General features: G+C 63.1%; 17 protein-coding genes. 7 read left to right on the forward strand and 10 right to left on the reverse strand.

The window, feature by feature from the left end; translation table 11 throughout:
• Positions 1-161: 161 nt before the first annotated feature.
• Complete coding sequence (locus I6L38_RS11705) at positions 162-1,358, forward strand: HD-GYP domain-containing protein (RefSeq protein WP_017765631.1); 1,197 nt, start codon at positions 162-164, stop codon at positions 1,356-1,358.
• Here the strand turns inward: I6L38_RS11705 and I6L38_RS11710 are convergent.
• Together I6L38_RS11710 and fsa are read right to left on the reverse strand one after the other, a co-directional pair.
• Positions 1,355-1,543 (reverse strand): hypothetical protein, encoded by a 189-nt coding sequence (locus tag I6L38_RS11710; protein ID WP_123246954.1) that lies wholly within the window; start codon positions 1,541-1,543, stop codon positions 1,355-1,357. The genes I6L38_RS11705 and I6L38_RS11710 overlap by 4 nt on opposite strands.
• 99 nt (positions 1,544-1,642) lie before the next feature.
• Positions 1,643-2,293, reverse strand: a complete 651-nt coding sequence (fsa, locus tag I6L38_RS11715; RefSeq protein WP_005302782.1) for a fructose-6-phosphate aldolase — start codon at positions 2,291-2,293, stop codon at positions 1,643-1,645.
• A gap of 128 nt (positions 2,294-2,421) precedes the next feature.
• Here fsa and I6L38_RS11720 point away from each other — a divergent pair, with 128 nt between their 5' ends.
• From I6L38_RS11720 to I6L38_RS11740, 5 genes are all read left to right on the forward strand, one after another.
• Positions 2,422-3,318 carry a glycyl-radical enzyme activating protein gene (locus I6L38_RS11720; protein WP_216988501.1) on the forward strand — a complete coding sequence of 299 codons (897 nt, stop codon included), beginning with the start codon at positions 2,422-2,424 and terminating at the stop codon, positions 3,316-3,318.
• Between the two features lie 52 nt (positions 3,319-3,370).
• Positions 3,371-5,803 (forward strand): formate C-acetyltransferase/glycerol dehydratase family glycyl radical enzyme, encoded by a 2,433-nt coding sequence (locus tag I6L38_RS11725; protein WP_216988502.1) that lies wholly within the window; start codon positions 3,371-3,373, stop codon positions 5,801-5,803.
• A gap of 92 nt (positions 5,804-5,895) precedes the next feature.
• Positions 5,896-6,642: a DNA-binding transcriptional regulator YciT gene (locus I6L38_RS11730; protein ID WP_216988503.1), complete on the forward strand. Its 747-nt coding sequence runs from the start codon at positions 5,896-5,898 to the stop codon at positions 6,640-6,642.
• A 128-nt stretch (positions 6,643-6,770) separates the two neighbouring features.
• On the forward strand, positions 6,771-7,664 hold the full coding sequence (locus I6L38_RS11735; RefSeq protein WP_005302790.1) for an EamA family transporter: 894 nt from the start codon (positions 6,771-6,773) through the stop codon (positions 7,662-7,664).
• A gap of 121 nt (positions 7,665-7,785) precedes the next feature.
• A complete protein-coding gene (locus tag I6L38_RS11740; RefSeq protein WP_216988504.1) occupies positions 7,786-9,636 on the forward strand; it encodes an extracellular solute-binding protein in 1,851 nt (616 codons plus the stop codon).
• 107 nt (positions 9,637-9,743) lie between these two features.
• On the opposite strand, the gene I6L38_RS11745 is transcribed toward I6L38_RS11740, so the two are convergent.
• Both I6L38_RS11745 and I6L38_RS11750 read right to left on the reverse strand, forming a co-directional pair.
• Positions 9,744-10,136, reverse strand: coding sequence for a DUF2750 domain-containing protein (locus tag I6L38_RS11745; protein WP_005302792.1), 393 nt, complete (start codon positions 10,134-10,136; stop codon positions 9,744-9,746).
• A gap of 94 nt (positions 10,137-10,230) precedes the next feature.
• Complete coding sequence (locus tag I6L38_RS11750) at positions 10,231-10,788, reverse strand: hypothetical protein (protein WP_206220391.1); 558 nt, start codon at positions 10,786-10,788, stop codon at positions 10,231-10,233.
• 248 nt (positions 10,789-11,036) lie between these two features.
• Here I6L38_RS11750 and I6L38_RS11755 point away from each other — a divergent pair, with 248 nt between their 5' ends.
• A complete protein-coding gene (locus I6L38_RS11755; RefSeq protein ID WP_005302794.1) occupies positions 11,037-11,285 on the forward strand; it encodes a TIGR02647 family protein in 249 nt (82 codons plus the stop codon).
• Here I6L38_RS11755 and I6L38_RS11760 read toward each other — a convergent pair.
• The 6 genes from I6L38_RS11760 to astE form a co-directional block, all read right to left on the reverse strand.
• Positions 11,272-11,577 carry a hypothetical protein gene (locus tag I6L38_RS11760; protein WP_095592393.1) on the reverse strand — a complete coding sequence of 102 codons (306 nt, stop codon included), beginning with the start codon at positions 11,575-11,577 and terminating at the stop codon, positions 11,272-11,274. The genes I6L38_RS11755 and I6L38_RS11760 overlap by 14 nt on opposite strands.
• A 120-nt stretch (positions 11,578-11,697) precedes the next feature.
• A complete protein-coding gene (locus I6L38_RS11765) occupies positions 11,698-11,907 on the reverse strand; it encodes a cold-shock protein (RefSeq protein WP_005302803.1) in 210 nt (69 codons plus the stop codon).
• A gap of 204 nt (positions 11,908-12,111) precedes the next feature.
• The gene (locus tag I6L38_RS11770; protein WP_017778578.1) at positions 12,112-13,212 is read right to left on the reverse strand and encodes a dihydrolipoamide acetyltransferase family protein; all 1,101 of its coding nucleotides are present in this window, start codon (positions 13,210-13,212) and stop codon (positions 12,112-12,114) included.
• Entirely contained in the window at positions 13,209-14,195 is a 987-nt protein-coding gene (locus I6L38_RS11775) for an alpha-ketoacid dehydrogenase subunit beta (protein WP_216988505.1), read from the reverse strand. Before I6L38_RS11775 ends, I6L38_RS11770 begins: the two co-directional genes overlap by 4 nt.
• Positions 14,192-15,283 (reverse strand): pyruvate dehydrogenase (acetyl-transferring) E1 component subunit alpha, encoded by a 1,092-nt coding sequence (gene pdhA, locus I6L38_RS11780; protein WP_017778580.1) that lies wholly within the window; start codon positions 15,281-15,283, stop codon positions 14,192-14,194. Before pdhA ends, I6L38_RS11775 begins: the two co-directional genes overlap by 4 nt.
• Before the next feature lie 280 nt (positions 15,284-15,563).
• Positions 15,564-16,589, reverse strand: a complete 1,026-nt coding sequence (gene astE, locus I6L38_RS11785; protein WP_216988506.1) for a succinylglutamate desuccinylase — start codon at positions 16,587-16,589, stop codon at positions 15,564-15,566.
• Between the last annotated feature and the right edge of the window lie 49 nt (positions 16,590-16,638).

Below are 16,638 nucleotides of genomic sequence, written 5' to 3' on the forward strand. Positions count from 1 at the left end.
AGTCCATCAAGAAAGGGGCGTCATTATATCGGCCGGGGCCGACAACTCCAGCACTAAGCGCCAAGGCCTGCCAGCATGTCGCCATGACGAACCCCGGCGCCGGTGTTAGACTGCCAACAGAGGGCCTAACGTCACGCATAATAATAATGTCAGGAAGCCGTATGAAGTCGCACACTCCTCATCCCGTTATCCCCGTCAACCAGCTGCAACCCGGCATGTATGTGATCGCCATTACCAGCCAGACCGGCGGCATGGAGATTGCCCAGATGGGGCTGGTGACCACCCGTCAGCAGATCAACGATCTGGTCAGGCGCGGCGTACTCACGGTGCGGGTCGATCTCGCCCGCAGCAAGCTGCCTGGCATCGAGCAGGTCATCTCCCCCCAGCCCGCCGTCTCTGCGACCAGCTCACAACGTCCCTCCGGCAGTGGCAACGGCGAGGGGCGCGAGCTGAAGATCCGCCGGCTTTATCAGGAGGCTCGCGAGCTGCAGGGCAAGTTCATCCGCCACCTCAAGGCGGGGGAGCCCATCGACATCACGCCGCTGGCGGCAGTGGCCGAGGAGATGGTGGACACCATGTTCACCCACGGCGACGCCATGCTCTGTCTGGCCCGCATTCGCGCCAAGGATGCCTACCTGATGGAGCACTCCATGAACGTCGCCATCCTGCTGGCAAACTTTGGCCGTTATCTGGACCTGGATCGCAGCGTGCTCAAGGAGCTGACCCTGGGCGGCCTGCTGCACGACGTGGGCAAGATCATGACCCCGGACGAGGTGCTGAACAAACCGGGCAAGCTCACCGACGAGGAGTTTGCCGTCATGCGCCAGCACGTGGTGCACAGCTACGAGATCCTGAGCAACACCCCCGGTATCACCGCCACCATGCTGGAGGTGGCCGCCAACCATCACGAGCGGCTCGACGGCACCGGTTACCCGCAGCGGCTCAAGGGCGAGCAGCTCTCGCTCTATACCCGCATGAGCGGCATCGTCGATGTCTATGACGCGGTCACCGCGGATCGGGTTTACAAGCAGGGGATGCAGCCGACCCAGGCCTTTCGCATTCTGCTCAAGGGGATCAACCACCACTTCGATGCCGAGCTGGTCACCAAGTTCATCAAGTGCATGGGGGTCTATCCGGTGGGTACCCTGGTGCAGCTCTCCAACCAGCGGCTAGCCATCGTCATGCAGCGCAATCCTCATGAGCCGCTCAAACCGGTGGTGAAGGTGATCTATCACGGGACCCAGCGCCACTACCTCGAGGTGCAGTGGCTGGATCTGGCCAAGAACGGGGTGCAGGAGACCATCGAGAGCACGGTCGATCCCAAGGAGTTCGGCATCAACCTCGCCAACTTCGTCTAGTTGGCGCCCCCTTCCCGCGACCGCTCGGCGCAGTGCTGGATGAGGAACTCCTCATCCAGCGGCGACAGATCGAAGCGGATGCAGGCCTCTTCGATGGCCCGGATGTCGTGTTGATGGTGCTCGCTGAGCCAGCGCACGGCGCGGCGCAGATCTTCACCGTGGGGCAGCAGGGTATGGTCGCTCATGGGGCACCTCCGATCAGCCATCGATAGCGGCCCGCCACAGCGGGCCCTCTCTTCTAGCTTAGTCCGCCAGCCGCCCCTTCATCCTGCCTTCAAACAGCCTCAGGCAAACGCCCGCTGCCAATCCTGATCAAACTTCGCCAGCGCCGCGTCCACCGCCGGCACCCGCAGCAGCTGTTCGGCCACGTCGAGCGGCAATGTGATGGACTGGCAACCCGCCAGCAGGCAGTCGAGGGCCTGGCGCGGGGTACGGAAGGAGGCCGCCAGCACCTTGCTGTGCGGCGCGTGCAGCGCCAGCAGCTGTTGCAGCTCCTGCACGGTGGCGATGCCATCGCCCCCCTGGGCATCCAGCCGGTTGACGTAGGGCGCCACGTATTCGGCCCCCGCCACCGCCGCCAGCCAGCCCTGCAGCGGGGTATAGACCGCCGTGCCCAGGGTCGGCACCCCGTTGGCCGTCAGGGTCTTGATGGCCGCCAGCCCCTCTTCACATACCGGGATCTTGATCACCAGGTCCCGGTCCAGCTCACGCAGGGCAAATGCCTCGCGCACCATCTCGGTCTCGGTTTTGGCCATCACCTGGGCAAACAGCCGCGCCTTGGGACCCAGCGCCTCCCGCAGGGCAGGCAACAGCTCGGCCAGCGGCATGCCACCGGCAGCGGTAATGGACGGGTTGGTGGTGACGCCGGCCAGCGGCAGGATCCGTGACCAGCGGCGCACCGCAGCCACATCGGCAGTATCGAGATAAAGCTCCATCTCTGACTCCTTAAGGGGATGTGCAATCTGTCGCCATTCTAGCGAGATAACATCCGCAATTTAGTTGATCAAAATCAAATCAACTTTCGAACGAAAGAAAATAGAATGCAAAAACAAAAGGAGGCGGTATGATTTTCGACCTGCAACGCTATTCAACTCACGATGGCCCCGGCATTCGCACCCTAGTGTTTCTCAAGGGGTGCTCGCTGGCCTGTCGCTGGTGTCAAAACCCGGAAAGCCGCTCTCCCAAGCCGGACATACTACTCGACCGGCGCCAATGCATCGAGGGATGCCGGCTCTGCAGCGACGCCTGCCCGGCAATCTTGCGTGACAGCCAGGGTGTCCAGCTCACCCGCTCATCCCTCGGCAATCAGGATGTGGAACGGCTGCGCGGCCTCTGCCCCAGCGAAGCGCTGCAGGTGTGCGGCCGGGAGGAGAGTCTGGACACCCTGATGGCCACCATCCTGCGGGATCGCCCCTTCTTCGAGCGCAGCGGCGGCGGGGTCACCCTCTCCGGCGGCGAGCCCTTCATGCAGCCTGAATTTGCCGCCAGCCTGCTGGCCCGCTGCAAGGCCGAGGGGCTGCATACCGCGGTGGAAAGTTGCCTGCACGTGCCCTGGCACCAGATTGAACCCAGCCTCCCCCATCTCGACCTGCTGCTGGCAGATCTCAAGCAGGTGGATGAGGAACGCTTCTTCGACTGGACCCGCGGCAAGGTCGCCCTGCCCCTGGCCAATCTCAAGCGGCTGGCCGAGCGCGGCGTGGCCATGCAGATCCGGGTGCCGCTCATCCCCGGCTTCAATGCCGACCACGCCTCCATCGAGGCCATCACCCGGGCCGCCGCCAGCCTCGGCACCGTGCAGGAGATCCACTTTCTCCCCTACCACACCCTGGGCGCGGGCAAGTACGCCATGCTCGACCAACCCTATCAGGCCCCCCTCCAGCCACTCGATGACCCGGCACTGCTCGCCTTTGCCCATGAGTGTGCCCGTGCGCAGGGGCTGACCCCGCTCACCCGGGGCTAGAAAGACCCCATGACATCAGCCATTCGCAGCCCTATGACCAGAGGATAAGACCATGACCCAGCTCGACCTCACCACCCTGCCCCCGCGGATCCGTGCCCACAAGGAGAGCCTGATCCACATCGTCCAGCCACCGGTCTGCACCGAGCGTGCCCGCCACTATACAGAGGCCTATCAGGCCCACCTGGCCCGACCGCTGCCGGTGCGCCGTGCCCTGGCACTGGCCCACCACCTCAAGGAGCGCACCATCTGGATCAAGCACGATGAGCTCATCGTCGGCAATCAGGCCAGTCAGGTGCGGGCGGCGCCGCTCTTTCCCGAATACACGGTGGGCTGGATCGAGAAGGAGATCGACGAGCTGGCGGATCGTCCCGGCGCCGGCTTTGCGGTGAGCGAGGCGGACAAGCTGGCCATCCACGCCCTCACCCCCTTCTGGCGCGGCCAGACGGTGCAGGATCGCTGCTACGGCCTCTTTACCGACGAGCAGAAGGGGCTGCTGGAGAGCGGCATCATCAAGGCCGAGGGCAACATGACCTCGGGGGATGCCCACCTCGCGGTCAACTACGAGCAGCTGCTTGCCCTCGGTCTCGACGGCCTCAAGGCCAGGGTGGCCGAGCGGCGCGGCCGGCTCGATCTGGCGGACTGGGCCGATCTGCAGCGCGAGCAGTTCCTGCAGGCCGTCGCCATCACCTTCGATGCCGTCAGCCAGCACATCGAGCGTTACGCCGCGCTGGCCCGCGAACTGGCGCAGCAGGAGCCGCGTCCCGAGCGCCGCTGCGAGCTAGAGACCATCGCCCTCAACTGCGCCTACATCGCCCACCGGCCACCCGAGACCTTCTGGCAGGCGCTGCAGCTCTGCTACTTCATCCAGCTCATCCTGCAGATCGAGTCCAACGGCCACTCGGTGTCGTTTGGCCGGATGGACCAGTACCTCTACCCCTGGTATCGCCGCGAGGTGGAATTGTCGGAATCCCTGCCGCGCACCCGTGCCATCGAACTGCTGCAAGGGTGCTGGCTCAAGCTGCTGGAGGTGAACAAGATCCGCTCCGGCACCCACTCCAAGGCCTCCGCCGGCAGCCCGCTCTACCAGAACGTCACCATCGGCGGCCAGAACTGGCGGGATGGCAAGGCCCACGACGCAGTCAACGGCCTCTCCTACGTGATTCTGGAGTCCTGCGGCCAGCTGCGCTCCACCCAGCCCAACCTCTCGGTGCGCTACCATGCCGGCATGAGCGAGGATTTCCTCGACGCCTGCATCCAGGTGATCCGCTGCGGCTTCGGCATGCCCGCCTTCAACAACGACGAGGTGGTGATCCCCGAGTTCATCAAGCTCGGGGTGAGCGAGGAGGATGCCCACCACTACGCCGCCATCGGCTGCATCGAAACCGCGGTGCCCGGCAAGTGGGGCTATCGCTGCACCGGCATGAGCTTCATCAACTTCGCCCGCATCCTGCTGGCGGCGCTCGATGGCGGCCGCGATGCCACCACCGGCAAGGTCTTCTTGCCCCAGCCCCAGTCACTGCGGGACGGCACCTTCGGCCACTTCGATGAGGTGATGGCCCGCTGGGACGAGCAGGTGCGCTACTTCACCCGCAAGTCCATCGAGATCGACTGTGTGGTCGACAGCGTGCTGGAGGCTCAGGCCCACGACATCCTCTGCAGCGCCCTGGTGGATGACTGCATTGAGCGCGGCAAGACCATCAAGCAGGGGGGCGCCGTCTATGACTGGGTCTCCGGTCTGCAGGTGGGGATCGCCAACCTGGGCAACAGCCTGGCAGCGCTGAAGAAACTGGTGTTCGAGCAGAGGGTGGTGGATCAGCGCGAGCTGGCCAATGCGCTCGAGCAGGATTTTGCCGGGCTCGAGGGCGAACAGCTGCGCCAGCGCCTCACCCACGCGGCCCCCAAATACGGCAACGATCTGGACGAGGTCGACCTGCTGCTGGTGCAGGCCTACCAGAGCTACATTGACGAGCTCAAGGGGTTGCACAACACCCGCTTCGGCCGCGGCCCCATCGGCGGCACCTACTATGCGGGCACCTCCTCCATCTCGGCCAACGTGCCGTTTGGGGCGGCCACCATGGCCACCCCGGATGGCCGCCACGCCCGCACCCCGCTGGCGGAAGGGGCCAGCCCAGCATCGGGGTCGGATCGCCTCGGCCCCACGGCGGTGTTCAACTCCCTCGGCAAGCTGCCCACGGCGGCCATCCTCGGCGGGGTGCTGCTCAACCAGAAGCTGAGCCCGGCCAGCCTCGAGAGCGAGCGGGACAAGGCCAAGCTGATGAGCCTGCTGCGCACCTTCTTCGAGGTGCACAAGGGGTGGCACGTGCAGTACAACATCGTCTCGCGGGAAACCCTGCTGGCCGCCAAGGCCCATCCCGACCAGTATCGGGATCTGGTGGTGCGGGTGGCCGGTTATTCGGCCTTCTTCACCGCCTTATCCCCCGATGCGCAAGATGATATCATCGCCCGCACCGAGCACAGTCTCTGACGGCCCCCACCAGGGGCAGCTGTGTCCCATCATGACCGGCAAGCCACCCGCGAGGTGGCTTGCCGCTATCCACTGCCAGCCAGCGAGGTCCCATGAACCCACGCCACCAACTGATCCTCACCCTGGTCCATCAGGCCCGCAAGATGAGCGTGAGCGAGCTCTCCCAACGTACCGGGGTCTCGGAGGTGACGGTGCGCAACGACCTGACTTCCCTCGAAAAACAGGGATTGCTCAAACGGGTGCACGGCTCGGCCATGGCGCTGGAGAGCGACGACCCCGACGCCCGGATGAACATCAACTACCTGCTCAAGGAGCGCCTCGCCGAGCGGGCCGCCCAGCTGGTGGAGGATGGCGAGACGGTCTTCATCGAGGGGGGCAGCGCCAACGCCCTGCTGGCCCGCCACCTGGCGCTGCACAAGCGGGTCACCATCATCACCATCAGCAGCTACATCGCCCACCTGCTGCGGGACACCCAGGCCCAGGTGGTGCTGCTCGGCGGCCTGTTCCAGCATCAGAGCGAGAGCGTGGTAGGGCCGCTGACCCGGCTGTGCATCGAGCAGGTGCACTTCTCCAAGGCCTTCATCGGGGTGGACGGCTTTCATCCCGAGGTGGGCTTCACCGGCCGCGACATGATGCGGGCAGATGTGGTCAACAGCGTACTGGCCAAGGGGGTGACCAATGTGGTCATCACCGACAGCTGCAAGTTCGGCGCCATCCACCCAAGCCCCCTCGGCACACCGGGGCAGATCGGCGTGCTGGTCACCGACGATGCCCTGCCCGTCACCATGCGATCCACCCTAACTGCGCGCGGCATCACAGTGCACTGCGTCGCCGCCTGAGTAGTACCTTGCCCCCCGTTGCCGGGTAGCTCCCCCGACTGGCGGCTTGACGGCGCCCACCCAGACGAGGGTATGCTCGTCCTCTTTTGGCCACTGCCTGGCAAGGGCCACTTTTTCAAGGACGTGACATGCACACCAAGGACAAGTTTCTGGCCGCTCTGGTCATCCTCTGCTGGGGGCTCAACTTCGTCGCCATCAAGTGGGGGCTGGAGGGGATCCCGCCACTGCTGCTGGGGGCGCTGCGCTTCGTCGGGGTGGTCTTTCCCGCCATCCTGCTGGTCCCCAGACCCGCCATGCCCTGGCGCTGGCTGCTGGCCTACGGCGGTGCCATCAGCCTGGGGCAGTTCTCCTTTCTGTTCTGCGCCATGAAGTTCGGCATGCCGGCGGGCATGGCCTCGCTGGTACTGCAATCCCAGGTGGTGTTCACCCTGCTGTTCGCCATGATCTGGCTGGGGGAGCGCTGGCAACCCCACCACTGGGTGGCCCTGCCGCTGGCGGGGGCCGGGCTCTACCTCATTGCCACCCATGGCGAGGGCAATCTCACCCTGCTCGGCTTCGTGCTGACCCTCTGCGCCGCCGCCTGCTGGGGCCTTGGCAATGTCATCAATCGCCAGATCGGCCTGCGTTACAAGACGTCTCTGCCAAGCCTGGTCGCCTGGGGCGGGCTGGTGCCCATCCTCCCCTTCTTCGCCCTCTCCTGGCTGTTCGAGGGGCCTGAGCTGATGGCCAGCAGCCTGCTCAACATCAGCTGGCAGGGGATCCTGTGCGTGCTCTATCTCTCCTTTGTCGCCACCTGGCTCGGCTACGGCCTGTGGGGACGGCTGCTGATGCGCTACCCGGTGGCGCAGGTGGCCCCCCTCTCCCTGCTGGTGCCCTGCGTCGGCATGGTGGCGGCGGCCCTGTTGCTGGACGAGCACCCCACCCCCTTGCAGTGGCTGGGTTCGGCCCTGGTGCTGCTGGGGTTCGTGGTGCATCTGCTGGGCGGGCGGCTGCGCTGGTTCAAATCGCAGACCGCAGCCTGACGCTTATTTACCCGTCGCCATTGACCGGGGCGGAGAAACTTTTCATGATGATCCAGCCCCCAACGGGGCTCGCGTCATCAACACATGGCCTGCAGGACGCAGCCATCAGGAGAGCAAGGACATGCCATCGACAGTCACCGCCGGCCCCCGGATCATCCCGCGCCTTCTGCGCACCAGTGCCATCACCCTGACCCTCTGCCTGAGCCACTACGGCTGGAGCGCCACCCTGCCGGCTGACCTCAAGTGGGAGAGCAACAACGCGGATCCGGTGTTCGCGGATCCGGCCGCCAAGCGGGGCGGCACCTTTCGCGGCTTCATGACCAGTTTTCCGCTGACCCTGCGGGTGTACGGTCCGGACTCCAACGGCGGCTTCGCCGGCTATGTGCGGGAGACCAACCTGCCGCTCTTGAGTACCCACCCCGTCACCGGCAATCCCATGCCCATGCTGGCCAACGAATGGGCCTTCGGAGCCGACCACAAGACCCTCTATCTGCGCATCAATCCCAAGGCGCGCTGGTCGGATGGCCAACCGGTCACCGCCGATGACTGGCTGTTCACCCTCAAGCTGCTGCGCAGCAAGGAGATCAACGACCCCTGGTACAACAACTACTACAGCACCCAGATAAGCGACGTCACCAAGTTTGACGACCACACCCTGGCCATCTCCAGCGGCAGTGCCAAGAGTCGCCAGGATCTGCTGGAATCCCTCCCCTTCACCCCGGCCCCCAGCCACGCCATCAAGATCACCGCCGACTGGGTCAAGGAGTACAACTGGAAGGTGCTGCCGGTGACCGGCCCCTACCAGCTTGGCGAGGTGAAGAAGGGCAAGTCGGTCACCTTCGAGCGGGTCAAGGATTGGTGGGGCAATGACGAGCGCTACTTCCTGCACCGTTTCAACCCGGACCGGATCGAGCTCAAAGTGCTCAGGGATCAGAACATCGCCTGGCAGCACTTCCTGCGCGGCGAGCTGGATACCTTCCCGCTGGTCATGCCCAACTGGTGGCACGACAAGACCAGGACGCCTGAGTTCGAGCAGGGCTATATCGAGCGACTCTGGTTCTACAACCAGACTCCCCAGTCCCCCATGGGGCTCTATCTCAACACCGCCGATCCGCTGCTGCGCGACCTCAATGTGCGGCTCGGCATCCAGCATGCCCTCAACCTCGACAAGATGCTCACCACCCTGCTGCGGGGGGACTACCAACGCCTCAACAGTTACGGCTCAGGCCAGGGGGAGTTCACCAACACGGCGCTCAAGGCCCGCCCGTTTGACCCCGAGCTGGCGCGTCAGTACTTCGCCAAGGCCGGTTTCACCAAGCCCGGCCCCGACGGCACCCTGCAAAACGACAAGGGCCAGCCGCTGACCCTGAGCATCACCTACACCACGGCGGAGCACGCCCAGCGCCTCACCCTGCTGCGCGAAGAGGCCAAGAAGGCGGGGCTCAACCTCGAGCTCAACCTGATGGATGCCTCGGCCGGCTTCAAGTCGATGCTGGAGAAGAAACACCAGAGCGCCTGGATGGGCTGGAGCACCAGCCGCTATCCCGCCTACTGGGAATATTTCCACAAGGTCAACGCCAACAAGCCGCAGACCAACAACATCATGAACATAAATGACGACGCCATCACAGCCCTGGTGGAGCAGTACGACAAGGAGTTCGACTTCGCCAAAAAGGCGGCGCTGTCGCGCCAGATCCAGCAGCGACTCTATGAACTGGCCAGCTTCGTGCCCGCCTATCAGGTGCCCTACACCCGGGAAGGGGCCTGGCGCTGGATAAAACTGCCCAAGTTGCCGGCGACGCCCAAGAGCGAACTGCTCTACTGGCCGCTGGACGGCAGCAACAGTGGCTACAGTTACGGCGGTCTGTTCTGGATTGATGAAGAGACCAAGGCGCAGACCCGGGCCGCCATCAAGGCAGGCCAGCCCTTCCCGCCCGTCACCCTGGTTGACACCACCTATCAGCAGAAATAGGGCAACCAGCTTCTCTGCCAGGGTGTACCAAGGCCATCAACAAAAAGACCCCGCACAATGGCGGGGTCTTTTTTGCAACCTGGGTTGCTCGCTGAGGCAGGAGGCGCTTAGCCGCGCTTGGCCTGCTTCTGGGCGATGGCGTCGGCCACGTCGGCCGGCTCCAGCACGATACCTTCCTGATCCGGCGTCGGGAAGACGGCCACGCACAGCTCATCCTGCTCCATGCCGTCAATCCAGCGCTCCAGCCACACCTTGAGGGTGATGGACTGAGGCTTGCAGTCGGCCCACTCCCCTTCGGCCCACGCCTTGGCGTACTCCGGGTGCGGCCATACCGGGATGCAGTCTTCATCGTCGGTGGTCAGCATCATGACGCCGTGCTCGTCGGTCAGAACGAACAGCTCTTCGTGCTCGACCAGCTTGCTGATGAAGTGATCAAAGCGGTAGTCCGCGTTCAGTTGCAGCGCTGCATTGCGCTCGGTGTCGCTCAGTTCATAGCTCATCGGTCAAGTCTCTTGTGCAATAAAGGGCGCCATGTTCACATCTTGCCGGCGCCTTGTCCAGTATGAGAGATCGGTCACCGATTTTTGAGCCGGTTCACCCGAGCTCAGGAGTCACCAGGTCGATCTCCGCCATCTCGCCAAGGCGCTGGCGCAGCCAGTAGGCTGCCTCCACTTCGACGAAGCAGAGCTGATCCCGACCGGCCCTCGCCCCCGCCAGGATCTGTGCAAGACGAGCCTGCTGCGCGCTGTCCCAGGCATCGGCCAGCTTGCCGCCATGAGCCTCTTCCACCACCTCGCGGCGCAGCTCGAACAGATTGTCGGTGATCGGGCTGTTGATCTTGGCCGGGCTGTGCCAGTACATCTGCAGGTTGTCCATCATCTCGCTGTCGTAGTTGGCCAGCGCGTCCAGCTCAGGCGTTGCCCCCTCTTCACCGGTCGCGAAGTCGCACCAGGCTGCCGTCAACGGTGCCAGGCTCTGCGCGGTTGCACCTTTGCCATGCTGACGCAGGGCGGCGACATCAGCCCCCTTGCAGGTGGGTAGCCAGAGATCCCCCTGATGTTGCTCGAGCAGCGGCAGCAGCAGAGAGGCCGGGTAGACGGGAAAACGGGAACCCAGGGTGTGCAGCAGGGATACCAGTGTGATCTTGACCATGGAACGCGCCTTGAACCGGGGGCCGACAGACAATATCGGCCAGATAGACAAAGGAAGCCCTATCCTATCATGTTTGGCGCCACAAAGCCGGACTCAAACAATTCTCAATTGATTCACCAGATGACGACCAAAAAAGCAGCGTTTGAGCACGCTAGGGAGAGAGAAAGCCCAATAGTTTGAGCCAGCGCCCACTAAAGTGGATCCGGGAGTGCTAGTTTGCATACATCTTTAGCGTAAGGAGTGCATTCATGATCGGGATCGACCAGGTTTCCAGCGAGTTTGTAAACGATTTGAAAATACTGGCATGCTTTGATCCGGCCAACATGAGCCTGGGTATCAAGTTGCGCAGCGACATGTCCGACGAACTCTGCCAGGCGGCAGTTCGCCTGCACCAGCAGGGACTCATAAGCGCGGAAGATGGCGGCTATCTGACGCCCTTTGGCATGACCATGGTGGAACACCTGCAGCACCTGCTGGTGGCACTCAAACCGCTTTGACCGCCTTGGGAGCCCACAGCGAAAAGTTGAGCAGCTCCCAGCGTTTCCCTTGACGCAACAGACAGGCAAACAGCAAAGGACCTTCGGGTCCTTTTATCTTGCCATCGACCATCCACTCCCCCGCCCGTTGCGGCAACGGCTGCGCCCTGATCTCGTCCGGGAGCCTGCCAGCGCCCACCCGCACCTGCACAAACTGCTGGCACACGGCCATGGCCTCTTTCTCAACGGGGTTCGGCCCCTGTTTATCGGTGGAGGTTATCAGAGTGGCGGCGAGCAGAAGAGATGGCAGCATAGTCGGCACAACATGCAGAAGTAGAAGGTCACGCCTCACACCGACGGACGGTGATAAACGCCCATAAACAAAAAGCCGTGGAACCCAAAGGCACCACGGCTTTCTTAAATTCTGTAAGAATTACAGAGCAGTTACGTTCTCAGCCTGCGGGCCTTTTTGACCTTGGGTCACAGAGAACTGTACGCGCTGACCTTCAGCCAGGGTACGGAAGCCGTTACCTTGGATGGCGCTGAAGTGAACGAAAACGTCCGGGCCGTTTTCTTGCTGGATGAAGCCAAAACCTTTGGTTTCGTTGAAAAACTTAACGGTACCGGTGATCATGTTAGACATATCTTTAAACCTGTATTCAAAATAATTACTTATGCTTTTCAGCGGATAAAGCTCAAAAAACGGGATTAACTTATGAACAACAGGAAAAGATGTAAAACATCATATTCATTGACATAACTATCGCCCTTTCAAGCTGGTTGAGATTATACGTGGCTTTGGGGATTACGCAAACAATTTGTGCCCTGCCACGGCAGGGCACAAACGTTACAGCGTAGGTGCTTCCAGTGCCTGAACCAGGGCTTTGAGGAAGCGTGCCGCCTCGCCGCCGGTACAGGCTCTGTGGTCGAATGTCATCGACAGTGGCAGCGCTCTGACCGGGCGCGCCTCCCCATGGATGAACACCACCTTCTCGAACAACTTGCCCGCGCCAATGATGGCCACCTGGGGCGGCGTCACGATCGGGCTGGCATAGCGGCCCGCGATGGCACCGAAGTTGGTGAGGGTGATGGTCGCCCCCTGCAGCATCTCGCGCGGTACGGCGCGCGCCTTCACGTCGGCGATCATGCGATCCAGCCCCTGGCGCAGATCGGCCCCTTCCCGCTCGGCCACGTTCTCCATTACCGGCACGTAGAGCCCATGTTTGGAATCCACCGCAATGGCCACGTTGACCTCCCTGAACAGCCGTCTTGACAGGGTGTCGCCGTCAAACCAGGCATTCATGGAGGGCTCGGCCCGGCAAGCTACACCGATGGCCTTGATGAGCCTTACAGTAACGTCTTCATCGGGGCGCCAGTGGCGCAAGTCCACCTCGTCGGTGATGCTGACCGGCACCACCGTCTGGTGCGAGAGCTCCATCGCCTTGGCCATGGCCCGGCGCGACCCCTTGAGGAACTCGTTGCCGCTGCTCTGCTGAGCTTCGAACGCTTGCTGCACGTCCTGCTCGGTCACCATGCCGGCACTGCCGCTGCCCTTGATCCGCTCGATGTCGAGCCCCAGTTTCTGGGCCAGCAGACGTACCGCTGGCATGGCCTGCACCAGGGCGCCGCCGGGGGCGATGGCGCCCACCACGAAGTGATCCTCGATATGCTGCTGATGAGCGTTGACCTTGCCGACCACGGTGCCGTCATCCTCGCCGCCTTCGAACTCCACCAGCGGCGCACCTATGTGCAGAATGTCCCCCTCGGCACCACACAGCCTGGCGATGACCCCAGCCACTGGTGAAGGAACATCCACCAGCGCCTTGGCCGTCTCTACCGATAACAACACCTGGTCGACACTCACGGTATCGCCGGCGCTGACCTTCCATTCGACGATCTCGGCTTCGGCCAAGCCTTCACCCAGATCCGGTAATTTGAAAAATTTCATAGCCACTGGTTCTCCATCAGCTGATGAGCCGTATCGGCAATCTCCTGCTCGGTGATGAGGTAATACTCTTCGTTGCGGTAGTAGGGGACGGCGGCGTCCACCCCGGTGAGCCGTCTGGGCGGTGTCTTGAGGGAGGTGAGCGCCTCCTCGGTGACCCGCGCCACGATTTCGGCACCGACCCCGAAGCTGCCGCATGCCTCGTGCACCACCAAGAGGCGACCGGTCTTGCGCACCGATGCCAGTATGCTCTCCATGTCCAGCGGCTTGATGGTGGCCAGATCCAGCACCTCGCACTGGATATCCTGCTCCGCCAGCAGGTTCGCTGCCCGCATCACCTCCTGGATGCAGGCTCCCCAGGCGACGACCGTGAGGTCGCGACCGGGACGCAGGGTGAAGCAGACATCCAGCGGCAGGCCGATGCCGTCATCCACCACGTCGGACTTCATGGAGCGATAGATGCGATCGGGTTCGAAGAACATCACGGGATCCGGGTCACGGATAGCCGACAGCAGCAGGCCATAGGCCCGCTTCGGGCTGGAGGGGATCACCACTCGCAGCCCGGGAATGTGGGCAAACAGAGCTTCCACGCTCTCGCTGTGGTGCTCGGGGGAGTGAATGCCGGCGCCGTAGGGGGAGCGGTAGACGATGGGGCAGGTGATGCGGCCCCGGGTGCGATTGCGCATCCGCGCCGCCTGGCAGATGATCTGCTCCATGCCCGGGAAGATGAACCCCTGAAACTGGAATTCGGCCACGGGTTTGAGCCCCTGGGTGGCCATGCCGACCGCCACCCCGGCGATCAGTCCCTCGGCCAGCGGCGTGTCGATCACCCGCTTGAAGCCGAACTTGTCGCGCAGGCCCACGGTGGCGCGAAACACCCCGCCGTTGACCCCTACATCCTCGCCGAGCACCACCACATCCGGGTCCCGCTCCATCTCGTGATGCAACGCCAGATTGACGGCCTCGAGCAACGTCATATCACTCATGCTTCCTCCCCGCTGTGCTGCTGCATGCCCTTGGCGATGATGCGCTGGCGCTGCGTGCGGTAATCCTTCGGCAACTCGGCAAACTGATAGTCGAGCAGGGTTTCCGGGGCCTGAGCCGCGGTTCCTTCATAGACGGCCACGGCGCGTTCGACCTCGCGGGCCGCCTCTGCCAGCAAAGCCTGCTCCTGCTGCTCGTCCCACCAGCCCTGTTCAAACATGAACTGGCGCAGCCGCTTGACCGGCTCCTTGGCCCAGGCGGCTTCCACTTCGGCCGCCTCCCGATAGCGGGTCGCATCGTCGGCCGTGGTGTGATCCCCCAGCCGATAGCTGACCGCTTCGATCAGGGTCGGCCCCTTGCCGCTGCGGGCGCGTTCGACGGCGCTGCGGGTAGCCTCATAAACGGCGACCACGTCGTTGCCGTCCACCTGGAGGCTACGCACGCCGGCCCCTATCCCCTTCTGGGCCAGGGTGGGGGCGCTCGACTGCAGCTTGCGCGGCACCGAGATGGCCCACTGGTTGTTGTTGATGATCATCACCATGGGCAGGTGCCAGACGCCGGCACAGTTGAGCCCCTCCAGGAAGTCCCCCTTGGAGGTGCCACCATCGCCGATGGTCACCACGGCGACCCTGGGTTGATTGCGCAGTTTGAAGGCCGCGGCGATGCCGGCGGCATGGGTGATCTGGGTGGCGATGGGCACGCAGATGGGCAGATCCTCGGAGAGTTCACCGTCGGCCTTGTAAAAGACGCTGCCGCGCTCGTCCCCGCCCCAGTACTGCAGGTTTTTCTCCATGGGCACGCCCCGCACATAGAGGGTTGGCATGTCCCGGTAGTAGGGCACGTAGACATCCTGCGGCTGCATGGCGAGCCCGACGCCTATTCCGACCGCTTCGGCCCCCAGATGGGAGGGAAACGTGCCGAGCTTGCCGGTTCGCTGCAGCGCGATCGCTTTCTTGTCATAACTGCGCACCATCACCATGTTTCGGTAGAAGGTGTGCAGCATCGCCTTGTCCAGCCAGGTCGGTAGTGTGGCGACCGGGCGCCCTTCCTCATCGAGGTAACGAAGGAAAGGGATGTCGACATGGGTCATAACTGGCTCCTTGCCGTTGTCAACGTCACCACCATGAGGTGACCCTTTGAATGTAAATAGATTGTTAACCAAAGGGCAATGAGATTTAGCCAGGTAAGACCAGTAGAAACTTCTTTAATTTCAGAAAGAAGCTGGATTTTTCGGCTGAAAGAAAACGAAACAGGGAGCCACATCGGGCTCCCTGTCAGGGCGGGACGGGAGCATCAGGGGCTCCCGCTCCGAGCTGCACGGCCGGCAAGGCCGGCGGCAGCCTGAGATTGTCATCAGGGGTAGCGCCGGGTTACTCCCACAGCCGGGTCGGCACCACCAGCAACACGGTACGCTGGCCGATGGCCACGTTGGCGTTGGGGAACACCACCGCCTCCCGCGGTTTCTCTACCGTGTAGCGCAGTTCGCCATCCTCGGCCAGCACGAAACCCTGGGGAAATTCGGTGAAATTGTCCACATCGCTGGCAAACAGGAAACGAAACTGCTCCGAGCGTTTGTTGATCACCCGATCGATGGCAAAGATGGTGAAGTCATCCGCTCGCCAGGGCTCCAGCTCCACCTCATCCCGGGTCACCAGATCCTGCAGCGCCTGCCGGGTTTCGATGAAACGGGTCATGTCGTTCTCGCCGAACGGGCGCACCTTGCCCAGCTCCACCGTGAAGGCGTGAGCGCCATGGTGATGGGAGCTGTAATAGCTGAAGGTGGTGGTGGGGCCGCTGGAGAGCAGAATGGTGCGCACGCCGCAGGCACCGAGAAACTGTACCTGCTCCTTGCAGTGAGGCCGCTCGTGGGGGAAGGGGTAGACGGCAAACTTCTCATGGCGCGAACCGCGAATGGCGGTGTGCAAGTCGTAGTGGTAGCGGGGTCTGGCCGCGTCGGCGAAGAAGCGGCTCACATACTGCTCGAGGCGCATGGCGCGGATCCGCTCCTGGTTGCACAGCCCCTCCCCCTTGCTGTGGGCACCGGAGAAGAGCCGGTTCATGTTCTCCTCCACTTCCCGCACGCCCAGGTTCATGGCCGCCGGGTTGCCGAACAGGAACAGTACCCGGTGACGGGCCCTGAGCTCGCCGCAGAGCAGGCGGCTCAGCAACTGGTTGCAGATCTCGATGGGGGCCGTCTCGTTGCCGTGGATGCCGCAGGAGAGCACGATATCCTTGCGCCCACCCGGTTGATCACCGGCCCCGGAGGCGGGCTCGAGGCAGAGCACGCCGGTATCCCAGACACTCACCCTGTCGCCATTGGCCAACGCATAGGAAAAGGGCTCAAGCTGCCACTCGTGGCGGCGGGTCAGAGCCAAAAAGTCATGCTGGGGAATCATCCATCTCACCCTTTTGTCAGGAACGCTATGGGCGGATTATACGCAAGGC

It is taken from the genome of Aeromonas sp. FDAARGOS 1408 (genome assembly GCF_019048665.1).
Taxonomy (GTDB): Bacteria; Pseudomonadota; Gammaproteobacteria; order Enterobacterales; family Aeromonadaceae; genus Aeromonas; species Aeromonas dhakensis.

What these genes read in the sequence shown, in the direction of transcription:
- I6L38_RS11705 (WP_017765631.1), top strand. Translation starts at nt 162, where the DNA reads ATGAAGTCGCACACTCCTCATCCCGTTATCCCCGTCAACCAGCTGCAA.
- I6L38_RS11710 (WP_123246954.1), bottom strand. Translation starts at nt 1,543, where the DNA reads ATGAGCGACCATACCCTGCTGCCCCACGGTGAAGATCTGCGCCGCGCC.
- fsa (WP_005302782.1), bottom strand. Translation starts at nt 2,293, where the DNA reads ATGGAGCTTTATCTCGATACTGCCGATGTGGCTGCGGTGCGCCGCTGG.
- I6L38_RS11720 (WP_216988501.1), top strand. Translation starts at nt 2,422, where the DNA reads ATGATTTTCGACCTGCAACGCTATTCAACTCACGATGGCCCCGGCATT.
- I6L38_RS11725 (WP_216988502.1), top strand. Translation starts at nt 3,371, where the DNA reads ATGACCCAGCTCGACCTCACCACCCTGCCCCCGCGGATCCGTGCCCAC.
- I6L38_RS11730 (WP_216988503.1), top strand. Translation starts at nt 5,896, where the DNA reads ATGAACCCACGCCACCAACTGATCCTCACCCTGGTCCATCAGGCCCGC.
- I6L38_RS11735 (WP_005302790.1), top strand. Translation starts at nt 6,771, where the DNA reads ATGCACACCAAGGACAAGTTTCTGGCCGCTCTGGTCATCCTCTGCTGG.
- I6L38_RS11740 (WP_216988504.1), top strand. Translation starts at nt 7,786, where the DNA reads ATGCCATCGACAGTCACCGCCGGCCCCCGGATCATCCCGCGCCTTCTG.
- I6L38_RS11745 (WP_005302792.1), bottom strand. Translation starts at nt 10,136, where the DNA reads ATGAGCTATGAACTGAGCGACACCGAGCGCAATGCAGCGCTGCAACTG.
- I6L38_RS11750 (WP_206220391.1), bottom strand. Translation starts at nt 10,788, where the DNA reads ATGGTCAAGATCACACTGGTATCCCTGCTGCACACCCTGGGTTCCCGT.
- I6L38_RS11755 (WP_005302794.1), top strand. Translation starts at nt 11,037, where the DNA reads ATGATCGGGATCGACCAGGTTTCCAGCGAGTTTGTAAACGATTTGAAA.
- I6L38_RS11760 (WP_095592393.1), bottom strand. Translation starts at nt 11,577, where the DNA reads ATGCTGCCATCTCTTCTGCTCGCCGCCACTCTGATAACCTCCACCGAT.
- I6L38_RS11765 (WP_005302803.1), bottom strand. Translation starts at nt 11,907, where the DNA reads ATGTCTAACATGATCACCGGTACCGTTAAGTTTTTCAACGAAACCAAA.
- I6L38_RS11770 (WP_017778578.1), bottom strand. Translation starts at nt 13,212, where the DNA reads ATGAAATTTTTCAAATTACCGGATCTGGGTGAAGGCTTGGCCGAAGCC.
- I6L38_RS11775 (WP_216988505.1), bottom strand. Translation starts at nt 14,195, where the DNA reads ATGAGTGATATGACGTTGCTCGAGGCCGTCAATCTGGCGTTGCATCAC.
- pdhA (WP_017778580.1), bottom strand. Translation starts at nt 15,283, where the DNA reads ATGACCCATGTCGACATCCCTTTCCTTCGTTACCTCGATGAGGAAGGG.
- astE (WP_216988506.1), bottom strand. Translation starts at nt 16,589, where the DNA reads ATGATTCCCCAGCATGACTTTTTGGCTCTGACCCGCCGCCACGAGTGG.